12 protein-coding genes and 2 pseudogenes are annotated in these 13,960 nt (G+C 47.0%); 11 read left to right on the forward strand and 3 right to left on the reverse strand.

Features of this window, described 5'->3' with window-relative positions:
* Positions 1 to 261: 261 nt before the first annotated feature.
* Positions 262 to 1,041: an isocitrate lyase/PEP mutase family protein gene (locus BBD42_RS17785; RefSeq protein ID WP_099519244.1), complete on the reverse strand. Its 780-nt coding sequence runs from the start codon at positions 1,039 to 1,041 to the stop codon at positions 262 to 264.
* Positions 1,025 to 1,618, reverse strand: a pseudogene (locus BBD42_RS17790) (Ada metal-binding domain-containing protein). The gene BBD42_RS17785 and the pseudogene BBD42_RS17790 overlap by 17 nt, the downstream one beginning before the upstream one ends.
* A gap of 326 nt (positions 1,619 to 1,944) precedes the next feature.
* On the opposite strand from BBD42_RS17790, the gene BBD42_RS17795 reads away from it, so the two are divergent.
* The 3 genes from BBD42_RS17795 to BBD42_RS17805 all read left to right on the forward strand — a co-directional run bounded on the left by BBD42_RS17795 (position 1,945) and on the right by BBD42_RS17805 (position 4,423).
* The gene (locus BBD42_RS17795; protein WP_099519245.1) at positions 1,945 to 2,649 is read left to right on the forward strand and encodes a hypothetical protein; all 705 of its coding nucleotides are present in this window, start codon (positions 1,945 to 1,947) and stop codon (positions 2,647 to 2,649) included.
* Positions 2,650 to 2,660: 11 nt separating this feature from the next.
* A complete protein-coding gene (locus tag BBD42_RS32890; protein ID WP_481855883.1) occupies positions 2,661 to 3,347 on the forward strand; it encodes a CD3324 family protein in 687 nt (228 codons plus the stop codon).
* Between the two features lie 452 nt (positions 3,348 to 3,799).
* Entirely contained in the window at positions 3,800 to 4,423 is a 624-nt protein-coding gene (locus BBD42_RS17805) for a CHAP domain-containing protein (protein WP_237163535.1), read from the forward strand.
* Positions 4,424 to 4,622: 199 nt separating this feature from the next.
* On the opposite strand, the pseudogene BBD42_RS17810 reads toward BBD42_RS17805, so the two are convergent.
* Positions 4,623 to 6,149, reverse strand: a pseudogene (locus tag BBD42_RS17810) (FAD-dependent monooxygenase).
* A gap of 144 nt (positions 6,150 to 6,293) precedes the next feature.
* Here BBD42_RS17810 and BBD42_RS17815 point away from each other — a divergent pair.
* The 8 genes from BBD42_RS17815 (at position 6,294) to BBD42_RS17850 (ending at position 13,955) form a co-directional block, all read left to right on the forward strand.
* Entirely contained in the window at positions 6,294 to 7,001 is a 708-nt protein-coding gene (locus BBD42_RS17815; protein ID WP_099519247.1) for a MarR family transcriptional regulator, read from the forward strand.
* A 179-nt stretch (positions 7,002 to 7,180) separates the two neighbouring features.
* On the forward strand, positions 7,181 to 7,837 hold the full coding sequence (locus BBD42_RS17820) for a polysaccharide deacetylase family protein (RefSeq protein WP_099519248.1): 657 nt from the start codon (positions 7,181 to 7,183) through the stop codon (positions 7,835 to 7,837).
* A 234-nt stretch (positions 7,838 to 8,071) separates the two neighbouring features.
* Complete coding sequence (locus tag BBD42_RS17825) at positions 8,072 to 8,770, forward strand: response regulator transcription factor (RefSeq protein WP_099519249.1); 699 nt, start codon at positions 8,072 to 8,074, stop codon at positions 8,768 to 8,770.
* 17 nt (positions 8,771 to 8,787) lie between these two features.
* Positions 8,788 to 10,170: a sensor histidine kinase gene (locus tag BBD42_RS17830; protein ID WP_237163138.1), complete on the forward strand. Its 1,383-nt coding sequence runs from the start codon at positions 8,788 to 8,790 to the stop codon at positions 10,168 to 10,170.
* Between the two features lie 100 nt (positions 10,171 to 10,270).
* Positions 10,271 to 10,933, forward strand: a complete 663-nt coding sequence (locus tag BBD42_RS17835; RefSeq protein ID WP_216364849.1) for a hypothetical protein — start codon at positions 10,271 to 10,273, stop codon at positions 10,931 to 10,933.
* Positions 10,934 to 11,187: 254 nt separating this feature from the next.
* On the forward strand, positions 11,188 to 12,078 hold the full coding sequence (locus BBD42_RS17840; RefSeq protein ID WP_099519250.1) for a LysR family transcriptional regulator: 891 nt from the start codon (positions 11,188 to 11,190) through the stop codon (positions 12,076 to 12,078).
* A gap of 200 nt (positions 12,079 to 12,278) precedes the next feature.
* Entirely contained in the window at positions 12,279 to 13,139 is an 861-nt protein-coding gene (locus BBD42_RS17845; RefSeq protein ID WP_099519251.1) for a transporter substrate-binding domain-containing protein, read from the forward strand.
* Between the two features lie 48 nt (positions 13,140 to 13,187).
* Positions 13,188 to 13,955, forward strand: a complete 768-nt coding sequence (locus BBD42_RS17850; protein ID WP_099519252.1) for an amino acid ABC transporter permease — start codon at positions 13,188 to 13,190, stop codon at positions 13,953 to 13,955.
* Positions 13,956 to 13,960: the final 5 nt, after the last annotated feature.

Consider the following 13,960-nt stretch of genomic DNA (forward strand, 5'->3'; position numbering starts at 1 on the left):
CGTTAAAACGGCACGGGAATGTTTCGTTACATTCTGTGCCGTTTTTTGTTTACATATATTACGCTGAACCTTATCTTAAGTAGGGGCAAGTTTTTTTGCGGTTTCCTTATGGAATGCGGAATCGAAAATGAGGTTGTGAGATGAGAAGGATACTTGTGACCGGACCTTGATAAGCCAGCCCATCTTTTCGATGGAGAGGCTGCAACAATTAGATAGTGCCAAAGTGTGTGAAGTGATTCATAGTAACATTCTAAGCCTTATTCACAATTCCTGTAATGCTAGGGCTCTCACAGTAGCTTGTTTTAATGCATCCATCAATATTAAATACGGATGCGGACCGTAGCTGATGCGAGCGACGCCTAATGATGCCAGTTTCTGGATTGAAGGGGAGTCCGGGGAAATCATAACGTTAACAGGTATTGAAGCCTTCTGGCATAATTTCTCGATCAGTTTCTCGTTACATAACCCCGGCACGAAAATTCCATGAGCGCCGGCTTTGGCATAGGCGTCTGCCCTGTGAAGGGCAGCTTCCAAGTGAGCTTCCTCGTGGTCATGTGCTGCGCTCTCTAAGAAGATATCGGTTCGAGCATTAATAAAAAGGGGAATCGACGTATGTTCAGCGGCTTCCCGTACAGCTCTGATACGCAAGGCTTGCTCATCTATGGCGTATAATCCCGGTTCATGGATCTTCTGATCTTCAAGATTGACTCCTACGGCTCCGCACTCGATGATTTTTAACACATTGTTCTTGATAATCTCGGGAGAAGGTCCATAACCGCCTTCTATATCAATTGTAATGGGCAGATTTACGCTATTGCTAATCCGCTGAAGATTGGATAGAACGAGGTCGAAAGGAAGCTTCTCTCCATCTTCGTATCCATGCGCAGCAGCTACAGACCAGCTGCCTGTAGCAATAGCTTGGCCCCCCGCGTCTTGAATGATTTGCGCGCTTCCGGCGTCCCAGGCGTTGACGAGGACTAGCGGGCTGCCGCTTCTGTGCAATTCGTGAAACTTCCGTGCATGTTCAAGTTGATTTTCCATTTTCTTGACCTCCGATTTTCTCGTGATTTAGCAGCCATTCTTTGCGAGCGGCTTCGCCGCCATACCCGCCGAGTTCGCCACTGATGTTAATACGCTCTACTGAAATGGCGATCCCATTAGATGAAGAGGCGTCTTAAATTCAGTTAACGTTCCCTCAAAAAATTGACTTAGTTCACCCTCAATAGACCGAATGGGGGCGTATGTCCTGGTATAATCGCCGCTTTCAATCTTGTCCGTAACCTTTCAACCTCGCGTTCCAAACCCCGGCGTTCTGCGAATTCCAGGAGATACAGCTCATTATCGTCCGCTATTGCCGTCATAGGGCCGTGTAGCGTGTCCAGCCACGATGCTTTAAGAATAAGGCTATCATCTGCTGCGCTGTCTCGTAGAATTCACAGTTAACGTACTTTGGTTTCCTGGCTGGACAAGTTGGCCGGCAGAATACCCCGGTTGAGGTGATGCCCACATAGAAGACACCTTCGTACTCGGATTTTTTCTCGACAAGGGCTTTATAATATTCGACTTTGCGTTCCGCATATGGATCATGATTACACCTACATGCTTTAGACGAGTTTATTATAACGCTTGCTAACGACGTCCGTAGCCGAAAATCAGGCATCTATTTTGTATTAATATCACGCAGACCATAGAAGCTGGCAGGTCACACTTCAGCCGGAATAATGCTTAACAGGATTCTAATCGTCATTTTTTCATTCAGTGCAAAACTTGCCACTCCAACGTGCACGCTGAACCGTATCACAAATAAGGCAAGTTTTTGACCTGTGTAAAGTCGATTTAAGACATAGATTCCCTATCCCCTAAATCTGTCCAATGCTATGATTTTACATATCAGGTGCGCACATGATGGCAGTGAGTTGTGAATCAAGTGAAGGAGATGAGAAGATGGGTAAAGACAATTTTTTGCGATCCATGCTATCCGAGAAGGTCAACATGACCCCGAATGGATTCGTTGCCGATCAATTAAGCCCCGAACAATTCAGGGAATGTCACGAGCTGATTTTTGACAGTCTATTTGAAATTCATACGTCTGTCATATCGGGAGTAGAGGGCTACGGGCGGTTCAACGAGGATGGCACACCGGAATATGAGAGTTGCAGGGATTTTCTGATCAACACGTTTACTGAGGACAAAGAAGGGTATTGGTATAACTGGAGGGAAATGTTCGGAACGACGGTTTTGCAACGGGATTTCTTTGAGCAGTACTACAAGGAGATGGAGGCCCGAATTTCTTATTGCGAGGGCAGACGTTATTTAGTGAATAACTTTACGTTTTTAATCAACATCATTACGGATGGAAAAACTACGGTGGGGTTTCCCGATTGGAGCTACTCCGGCATTGGAGACTTCCTGATTGATTTTGCAATTATGGATTTAAACAAGCCTTACCTCCAAATACCGGAGCTTCTCATGGCGTATTGCAAAAAAAGGAATATCATTATACCCGACTTTAAGGAAAGATTTTTATGTATGGCGTATTATAAAGGGATAGATGGCTTGCGTTGGCACGCATCAATTGACGATGCAGAATCGTGTACATCTATGATGAAATCCATGAGTGAACTAAAAGATCGAATATATGGTTTGTAGACGGTGATGACATGAAATATGAGAATGGCAGTGACATCCTTCCAGAGGAACTATTGAGAGAGGTTCAAAAGTACGCCTCGGGAAAGCTACTTTACATTCCCGCGGGAGAGGAAAAGAGAGCCTGGGGTGCAGCCTCTGGATACCGGGAGCAGTTACAGAGAAGAAATCGCATGATTCGTAACAAGTATGCTCATGGCCGTACCGTATCGGAGCTTGCTGACGAATACTTCTTGTCTTTGGATTCGATTAAAAAAATTCTTTACTCAAAGAAACAGGATGACTACGCAGCGTATTCACCTACTATTGAGTCGGCTGTGAAATATGCGAATGGCGGGATGCTTGAAGAGTGGATGTACTGCTACTGGCAGCTTTCTAAAAACGCAAAGGTTGAAAAAGAAAATGTCGTGGAAAATCGACTTTATTTTGGCATCGTAAAGTTTCCATTGCGTCTTATTCAAAGGGATGAGCTCGATATTGGTAACTCCCCTGCGAATGCAACCGACGAGCATGACAAGCTCCCGCCTCTTATCATTGAGTATCATCAAGGAAAATTCTATTGTACCGAACAGAAGGGGTTATTGGCGGGGTTGATCCAACGCAAAGCTAATTCGTATCCGACCATTATCGTGTTGCGGGAGGGTACCGATTATAAAAGGTTTATGAATCACTTTGGAACCGTATTATTTTTCGTCAAATAAAGCATGAAAACGGCTGTCCCGCAAGGTACAGCCTAAAAACTTGCCGTTACAGACAGCGTGGAGAACCGCACTATAAGTAGTGGTAAAGCGGAAAGCCGAGTTAATGGTGAGTTTAAAAGAGTACAATCTGAAGGGAAACTAGCATTTGCCAGGATAATTCTACAAAAAAGTAATTTATTGCACACAGGTTAAATTTCATCAAAGATGTTGACAAGATAATTGTGGTGGAGAATGGTTCTGTTGTTGGTGAAGGTAAATTTGATTATTTAATAGAAAATTGCCATCTATTTGAAGAGCTATGGAGCAGAAAAAGTGTTAATGAATGAACTGAATTTTGTAGTAAGAAGGACACTTTGGAATAGTCTAATCTAAATGAAATTAAACCATCTTATCATTTAATTCGGCTCTAAGGTAACTTTTCATCCAAGGCGGTTATACATAGATTGCAAAATGTGTTTATAGAACTGGGGATTCCTGATGAGTATGCAGGGGCGAAAGCTAACGCCGACACGGAAACGATAGAGATTAATGCGGAAGATAGACGTCTTAGGCTGGCAGATTTTTCGGAAATTTTTGCAGAGAAAAATATTATTGGCATTCCGGAAGATGAACGTTACCGGGAAATTTGCAAGTATTGGCCGGGCGCTGATATCTATAAAGTGCTGGAAGGCAATTGGTGCGCTGCATTCGTTTACTACTGCTGTATGGCGGTGGGAATAAGACTGCCAATTCGCTATCCGAATCGCATGTATCGATTAGCCGGGGTTGGCGCATGGTTGGATTGGGCACAACTGCCAGAAACGGGGTTTTTCTATCGTGATAAACAAGATGGATTTAATCCAGAGCGCGGGGATATCGTTATTTACGAGAAGCTTTTAAGCGATCACTCTCACGATCATATTGGAATTGTTATAGCTTGTGAGGACAACAGAATTAGGGTTGCAGAAGGTAACCTAGACAATAAAAACTGCTCTGGTGTTTTATACAGGGATAGAGATCATTGTATTTTCGGATATATCCGTATAGACAACGGTTATTGTTTTAATTTTGATGGGGAATATAAGCCTATCCGTTAATATGAAATGTAGGGTCGTTTAGTTATTCAACAAATAGTTAAGTTCAATATTCTAAAAAAAGAGCCATCCCGCGAAGGATGGCTTTAAATCTTGCCGTTACAGACAAGGCGGAGAACTTTATCACAGACAAACCAAATCCGTGGTAAAGGACGGAATATGACATAAAGGGGCGTACTTCGTTAATCCCCTGCAATAAATCTTATTTCGACTGGGCCATACTTGACAGTGTTTGAGTAATTGTCCTTGTCACGTTGTCGAAGGCTGAGATCCAGTCGGTTGTGATGATGCTTCCGATATAACCGTCTGGCCGGATTAGCAGCAGCGTGTCGCCAGTGATGCCGTAGATGCTGGTCAGCTTGCCGGCGATGTCGTTGAGGCCATTGTGATCGACTCCGTGCTCAGTACTTACGAAGTAACGGTGTAAATCGGCACCGCCATTCGGCCAGCTCAGCTCGGGGAGTACTTTAGTTGCGTTCGCTCCGAAGGCCAGCATGGTGAAGTGTGGTCCATGGAAGACATCGAACAGACGCCGTATCCCGCCTGGTCCGTTGCAGGGCGCGTCCGGTGCCCGGTCACCCACATGCAGGGTTTTGGTGGCTGGCGCGTCGGCAGGGGCGAGCGGCCCGCGATGGTACGAAAGTCCGAGCTGCCGCTCCTCGTCTCCGCGCTTGAGGGTCGAGAGGCGTTGCTGGTCAAGACGGGAGTACAGATCGCTGGACTTTCCGAGGACGCGTGCAGCGACTGGCTGCCGTTCGGACTCGTAGCTGTCGAGGAGGCTGTCGGGAGCACCAGCGATGACCTGAGCGAGTTTCCAGCCAAGATTGTAGGCGTCCTGCACACCAGTGTTGAGGCCCTGCGCACCAGCTGGAGTGTGGACGTGGGCGGCATCGCCTGCGAGGAAGACATTGCCCGCCCGGTAGTGCTCGGCGAGCCGGACGTTGGGCCGGAACACGGAGGTCCAGGTGATGCTGTGAAGCCGGAAACCGGTGAGCTTATGGAACTGGGCGGCGAGGGCAGCTTCGTCGAGGTCAGGCGTCTCATCTGGTGTCAGACGGATCATGACCTGAAACTGGTCGGAGCGGGGCAACGGACAGGCTCCGACAAACTTGCCGTGCGTGCGTGGCCACATATGCCACCGGTTGCGTGACAGTCCGTCGATCGTACAATCGATGATAAGCGTACGGTCGGAGTCGGCGGTCTCTCCGAGGAACCGAATACCAGAGGCCTTGCGGACCGAGCTCGAGCCGCCGTCGGCCCCGACCAGATACCTGCTGCGGACCTCCTCTCCCGTTGAGAGAGTCGTCGTCACTCCATCGGAATCCTGTTCGAAACCCACCACCGCTGTATCGAACTCGATGCTTAGCCCTAGGCGGTCGAGCAGGCGGTGCAGGATGGCATCGGTACGGTGCTGCTGCAGCAGCAGGATGTTCGGATACGGTACGTTGGGCGTTGGTTTGTTCTGCTGCTGCATTCGCTACGGCACAGTGATGGGTCCGAAATGGAGACCCGCGAGCGGGTAGGGTCCGCCCTCCGCGAGAGCCTCGCCCAGAATACCGAGGTCTTCAAACACCTCAAGGGTTCGCGGCTGAACCCCCTTTGCACGGGAGCCCTTGAAGGCATGCGGTGCTTTATCTACCAGTCGGACACGAAGGCCGCGCCGCAGAAGGTCTGCTGCTAGCGTGGAGCCGGTCGGTCCGGCTCCGGCGATGAGTACGTCAACGTTCATGTATATTCCTCCACTGCCATTTTGGTTTCCATGAAACAATAATAGATGCCGCTCCTCTCTTTGTCAATATTGTTTCCGGGAAACTTTAATTTCGGACTATCCACTGGTATACTGATATTAAGCTAAACATCGGAGGAAAAATGAATGACCAATCACTCGGGAGTGAAAAATAAAGATCGGTTAATCAAGGGATTGCTGGAAGTTGTGAAGGACATACAGCTTAGATACCAAGCGGAGGATGATGAAGAGAAGCAGTGGCTGATTCAAAATAGCCCAAATCCTGCTGTTGCAGAATTGGTAAAAGAAATGACAGTCATGATGCTGCATGTGCTGGATGCGATTGGACAGCTTGAGCCTGTAAACGGCATAACGATTTCAAAGAAGTTCGGCTATTCCAAAGGGAGTATTTCTAAAATCACGAGAAAACTGGCGGATAAACAAATCATCCTCTTTGAATACCTTCCGGATAACAAAAAAGAAATTCTGTTCCGTACTACTTCACTGGGCAAAGAGATTTATCGTCTGCATGAAGCTCTGCATCATCAAATCGATATTGGAGTCAATCGTTTCCTGCAACAGTATAACGAAGACGAATTAAGCTTTCTCGTCAATGCCCTTAGCGAAACGTTGCATACATCATGGGTTTATCCGGAGACAAAAGAGGAATCAATCGCACCAAGTCAGAGAGCTGCGCGCACTAACGAAGAGACAGACAATGACAAGTCCCTTCGTACTTTATCAGATACCGAGGAAATGAACGAAATTATGGCGATGCTCAAAAAGTTGGATTCCCACAACTTAAAGAAAGCTAAAGTAATTCTTAACGATACTTTTTCAACTCCTTCGAAATGATCCAGTGTGCGAATACGGTGAACGTCGAATTGCGGTTTTGAGCCGCCACGCATCGCCTCTATATGTCAAACCCACAACTGAATCAGATTTTGGCTTAATGAGGATGCAAGATCGTTCTGTTTCTGGCAAAATGATGGAGAGTGGACAAGTTATAATTATGAAGAGGAGACGGTCATTTCATGGTCAAATTATCAGTGATACATCAGATTTCTGTAAGGGAAAAGGCAGTGGCCTTCACATTTGATGATGGTCCGGATTCGGTATATACGAGCCAATTGCTTGATATTTTCCGCAGTGTGGGGGGGCGAGCAACTTTTTTTATGATTGGCCAGGAGATGGAAGCACACCCAGAAATGGCGGCTGCTGTGCATCGGGAGGGCCACGAGCTCGGGAACCATACTTATTCCCATCCACACCTTACCAAACTGACGTTGGAGGAAGCCAAGGAGGAACTGCAGCGAACGGATGTCCTTATCCGAAAGGTCACGAGGCAAGAGGTACGTAGCTTTAGACCGCCATTCTTTAGCGTGAATGACAACATTCTGTCTCTGGCTGCAGAGTACGGATACCGGACAATCGGCACAGTAAATGGAGCGGCCAAGGACTGGGACAATCCAGGCGTCGATTATATTCTGGAGCATACACGGCAGGTGGTCGCGCCCGGCAGTATCCTGCTGTTCCATGACGGGTACGGGGACCGCTCCCAGACCATAGAAGCGGTTCGGGTGCTGGTGGAAGAACTGGCTGCAGAAGGATATCGTTTTGTCACCACCAGTGAACTGCTGGATATGGCCGATTCGGATGAGAGCGGCCTGACGATGAGCCCAGAGGAGTAGGATGGATAGACCTGAAGCTCAGGGGCCTTCCGTTTTCATCCAATCATGGTATACTCCATTGACGGACACCAGCGAGGTGTCCGTTTTCTTGCACCCACAGAAAGCTTCCACTTGTTCATGAATTTTGCGCCTTTCTCTAAACTACTCTATAATAGCAGCCTGCGTTATTATGGATTTGCTAAACGATTATAAACCGGACTGTTTCCTAAATGTTTCTACAGGAGGAGGGATCAAGTGAGAAAAATTCTGGTGATCGATGATGAGGCGGCTATTCGAGACTTAGTGGAGCTCGTGCTTCTCCGGGAAAATTTTGTGGTGAAAACCGCAGAGAATGGCCGGGTTGGCCTTCAAGAGCTGGATGCGTTCCAGCCGGACTTGGTGCTGTTGGATTTAATGCTGCCGGACTATTCCGGTTATGATCTGTGCAAAGAGATTACGAAGAAGCAAGTGGTTCCCGTTATTATGTTATCGGCCAAAAATGAAACCATTGATAAAGTATTGGGGCTTGAGCTCGGAGCAGAGGATTACATGACGAAGCCCTTTGATAACCGCGAACTCATTGCCCGTATTAAAGTGGTGCTAAGACGATATGAGCCTAACTATAGGAACAAACCGAATGAAGAGCAACAAATCAATTACGGAGAACTGGCGTTTAATTTGGAGACCCGGGTCGTGCTGAAAAATGGAGAGCCGATTTCTCTGACAGCCAAAGAATTCAAAATTCTAGAGACATTATTGAGAAGGCCCAATAAAATTTACACAAGAGATGAGCTTCTGGAAATCGTATGGGGATACGATTATTTGGGTGACAGCCGCAGCGTAGATATGACGATCATGAGGCTCAGAAGAAAGCTGGAGGACGATGCCGAAAATCCGAAATATGTGAAGACGGTCTATGGATTTGGCTATCAGCTTGGCGGTGATTCCGCCTGAAATATGCAACCCGGCTCTTGTTGAATTATTTATTTTTCTCTATATTATCCTTTGCCGTCATCATTATAGCGGTAGATAAAGCGATTGATTACTATAGCTTCATAACCATCGAGAAGCAAATGATGGAAAAGGCTGATTTGAGCGAACTGTCATTCCGGGAAATACTGGCTAAGTATGATGAAGAATCGTCAGCTCAGGGGCAAACCCCAGACGTATCCAGAACGGCTCTGGAAACGTTAAAGGCTACGGGCAAGGAAGTGCGGATTTATGACAGCCAGTTGAATCTTCTGGGACACGCGGAGAATGGCATTATCGTCAACGAAGGGACGCCTGTCATTTTCAAGAAAAATATAGAAAGTGCGCTGCAAGGAAATTATTCGTATTCCGTCACTGAAGATAAATTGCTCTATTTCTCCATCCCGATTCAGGATAAATATTACCAGAATGTGTTTGTGTTCGAGTTTGTGGAAGACCTCTCTTATTTTTACGATATTATGAATCGAATCCGTTTTATTTTGTTTATGGGCGCAGGCGGATTCCTGATTTTGATGACGTTATCCAGCCTATACATTGCCCGTACAACGACCAGGCCGATTAAATATTTGCTGAAGGCTACAGAACGATTCTCCAAGCAGCAATTTGAGCAGGTCCATCTAAACAGAAAAGATGAGCTGGGCATGCTTGCGGCAGGATTGAACCAGATGGGCGTTCAACTGAACGATTATATTCAATATCAGAAGCAGTTTGTCTCGAACGTATCTCATGAGCTGAAAACTCCGCTCGCCGCAATCCGGGGATTTTCCCAGTATTTATATGAGGGAGAGAATGAGGACAAAGATTTACAGAAGATTTATTACCATCTTGTCAATGAATCGGATCGGCTCACCGCGCTCATTAATGAGTTGTTAATGCTGGCCCAATTTGACAAAGCTGGCCCCGAAGAGATAGGTACCGAGAAGATGAATATATCGGATCTGACGGAGCGAGTCGTTGCCGAACTGAGAACCAGAGCGGAGCAGAAACAAATTACAGTGGAAGTTAAGCTGGCCAAAGCAGCTTTTGTATATGCCAATACGATATTGCTATCACATGCCATTGCGAATATTCTCGATAACGCCATCAAGTATTCGAATGCCAACACTCATATCCGGGTTGAGACCTTTATCAGGCAGCAGGAAGCAGTCATCCAAGTCACTGATCAGGGAATCGGAATTTCCAAGAAGGATATAGCACGGGTTCAGGAAAGATTCTACCGGGCAGAAAACTCCAATGTGGCCAAAGGTTCAGGGCTAGGACTGTCCATTTGCAAGGAAATTGCCGAAAAGTTCGGCGGATCTATCATTATTGAGAGCAAAGCGAGTGTTGGCACCACCGTGTCCATCGTTCTGCCTTCGTTGTGAAAGATGAAGTTACAAGAATGTTACAAGACTGCTATAACAATACTAAATGGTTTTCCTATAATAACCGCATAAGACGTAGACCATAACTCTTGGAGGGATAATGTTGAAAATAATGAAGAAATCAGCAACCATCGCGTTGACAACGGTATTGGCAATGACACTATTGGCAGCATGCCAGGAGAACCACGCGGGGACAACGCCAACCGTAGACCTAGCTTCTCCGGCAGCAAGTGAAGCATCCGGCTCCAATTCGGAAGTTATTAAGGAAGGCACCATTAAGAAGGAAGGCAATGTGGTTCTGAAAGAGCTGTCTTTTGTGTATAATGACGTTACCATTGCTCTCTCTGACATCGTAGACGATGCTAAGCTTGAAGGCATGCTGGGTAAAGCCACAGCGATCAAGTCCCATACCTATGCTGCGGACGATGGCACGAATATGGATAACCTGATTGGATTCACGGAGAAACAGTACACCTATCCAGGCGTTGTCATTAAAACCATTGATTCGGGGGAAGGGAAGCAGTTCAAAATTTTCAATATCAAAATAACCGATTCTAAATATACGACGGTCCGCAATATCAAAGTCGGCGACAGTATCGAGAAGCTGCAAGAAGCCTATCCCGAAGGGAACCTGATTGGAGGAGAGGTGTCCAATGAAGAGGATGATTACCGCTATTCACCGGTTAATTATGTGGACGTGATGAATTTTCATATAATTGATAAGAAGGTGGAGAGCATTCAAATCTTCACTCTTTTGGACTAACGGTATGAGTGTTGGCGAATTGTGGAGTACAATAATTATGACAGGCTGAAGCAACAATAGTTCTAGAACGGTTCCCCATAGGCAGGCCATTTAATAATGGCTCGGCTGTGGGGCTTTTTTGTGCACCGTGGCTAAGTTGATTTATTTTTTCTCCTTCGCCCATTGACACCTAGGTAGATGTGGATTACCATTATCACAATATAATTCCAAGTTAACAAGTTGGTTAAGTTGTATTTTACGAGGAGGCTCTCCCGGTGAATATCGAAAATATAGAAGCATTCGTCTATGTCATTTATTACGGCAGCTTCAATAAGGCAGCGGAAAGCCTGTTTCTTTCCCAGCCGTCTGTAACGGCAAGAATTCAGTCGCTGGAGCGCGAGCTTGATTGCAAGCTGTTCGACCGCATGGGCAAGCAAATTCAATTGACCGAGGAAGGCAAGCGATTTCTGCCGTATGCCCAGCAAATTTTGCAGACGCTGGAAAAGGGGCGCAAGCAGCTGCATCAGAAGCAGGAGATGCCGGCCCAGCTGAGAATTGGCTGTACCGTGTCGACGGCGAACTATTTGGTGCCGAGGCTGCTGCCAGCGCTGAAGGAGAAGCATCCCGGCATTCGCTTCAAGACGGTGACTGCTCCGACGGATGATATTGTGGAGAAGGTGCTGAACAAAGAGGTCGATATCGGCTTTGTCCGCCAAACGACCCATCCCGGCTTGCGCTCGGTTAAGCTGCTGGATGATGCGATTCGGCTGCATGTGTACGAAGGCCACCCCTTTCTGAAGGAGAAGCAAATTACGCTGAGGGCGATAGGGAACCAGCCGCTTGTGTTTTTTGAATGCGGGGCGCTTGACTGGGTAAGGCTGCAGCGGGTTTTTGAGTCGCTCAATGAACCGCCGGAAATGTCCTGCCATACGGATAATTTGGAAACCGCGAAGCGGCTCGTGCTGCAAAAGCTGGGCATCTGCTTCCTGCCAAGTTTGTCTGCCTATGACGAGGTTCAGGCGGGACAGCTTTTTCCGATTACGATTCCGGAGGTGGAGGGCTTGTCGCTTGATACGAACCTGATTATGCTGAACGGCGAGAGCAGCCCATTTTTCGACAGCTTGGTGAAGCTTGTCAAAGCACTGCCTTTCGTCAGCCGGGCATAAAACGAGCGAATGCAACAATAGGAGCAGCTGCCCATAGGCAGACCTATCGAATGTTTAGATAAGAGAATAGAAAAACCCTATTATCCGGGGCATTGACGGTTTGATGAGCGGATGATAAATTAGTGACAGAACAATTCTTACTTAGTAGGTAGGAATTATAGGTTTTATAAAAATGATCATGACATGGGGGAATGATTTTTATGAAAAAAAGAACTTTTTTAGCTACGCTGCTTGTTTTGTCCTTTACGCTGACGGCGTGCGGAGCTGCAAATAATGGCACGAAAGAAACGGCGGACAGCGGTTCGGGAGCAAGCGCGAGCCCAGCTCAGGAAGTGAAGAAAATTATTGTCGGCACGGGCACCCAGTTTCCGAATGTATGCTTTATCGATGAGGATGGCAAGCTGACAGGCTTCGACGTTGAGCTCGTTAGAGAGCTGGATAAGCGCCTGCCGGAATATGAGTTTGAATTCCAAACGCAAGAATTTTCCAGCTTGCTGCTAAGCCTGGAGACGAAAAAAATCGATTTTGTCGCTCACCAAATGGAGAAAAATCCAGAGCGTGAAGCGAAATTCCTTTTTAATAAAGAGCCATACAGCATTTTCCTTTCAAAAATAGCGGTGTACAGAGACAACACAACGATTAAATCGATTGACGATTTGACAGGCAAAAAAATATTTACATCGCCAACGAGCAACCAAGCCTTTTTCCTGGAGCAATACAACAAGGAGCATAACAATCCGTATGAAATTGTTTACTCCAGCGGCGCAGCCAATGACCGTATTGCTTTGCTCAAAAGCGGCCGCGTAGATGCAACGCTTGCTACCGATTTCTCGCTTCCTTTCTACCCTGATACGGATGGCAATCCTGCGATGAAGACGGTAGGCGACCCGCTTATTCAATCCGATGTGCTGTTCGTGCTTCGCAAAGACAGCCAGGAGCTGGCTGACAAACTGGATGCCGCGATTAAAGAAGTTAAAGCTGACGGAACGCTTTCGAAGCTGAGCATCGAGTGGCTTGGCGAAGATTATACAAAACCGCTTGATGAAGTTGTAAAAAAATAAATGGCGCTACTAACTTGCTGGTCAAGGGTGTAAGACGGAGGGAAACATATGGGCAGAAAATTTGATATTCATTACTTGCTGGATTTCTTACCCAAATTGCTGTCTTACCTGCATATTACCTTGTTTATTGTAGCTGCATCCATCTTGCTGGGGCTCGTCGTGGGTTTTATTATCGCGCTGCCCCGGCTTTACAAAATTCCTGTATTGCAGCGGGCTTCGCAGGTGTATGTATCCTTTTTCCGTGGAACGCCGATATTGATTCAGCTCTTTCTCATTTATTACGGCCTCCCGGAATTGCTCAAGCTCGTTCATATTGATGTATCGCGGGCCAATGTGCTCGTTTTCGTTATTTTGGCTTATGCTCTCCACAGTGGCGCTTTTATATCCGAGGCGATTCGGGCAGCGGTCAATGGGGTGGATCGCGGGCAGGTAGAGGCGGCTTATGCGATTGGCATGAGCGGCTATCAGGCGTTTACCCGTATTGTGCTGCCGCAGGCGCTGGCGATATCGATACCGATATTAGCGAATCTCGTCATCGGCAACTTGAAGGATACGTCGCTGGCATTCACGCTGGGAGCGATGGAAATGACAGGCAAGTCGCAGACGCTCGCCTCGGCGACCCAGCATTTTATTGAAACCTATATCGCTTTGTCGCTCATTTATTTTGTAATCAGCACTGTTTTGGAGCGGACCTTCCATCATTTAGAGCGCAGGCTGCTGCGTCATGAGAAGCAAGTAGCTGAACCGGTCGTGCGTTATGGAAAAAGAAGGCTGTGGAAGCGGACGCTCATTACGCGCTTGGAGAAAGGAGGCTGAGCTTC

It is taken from the genome of Paenibacillus sp. BIHB 4019, assembly GCF_002741035.1.
GTDB lineage: Bacteria > Bacillota > Bacilli > Paenibacillales > Paenibacillaceae > Pristimantibacillus.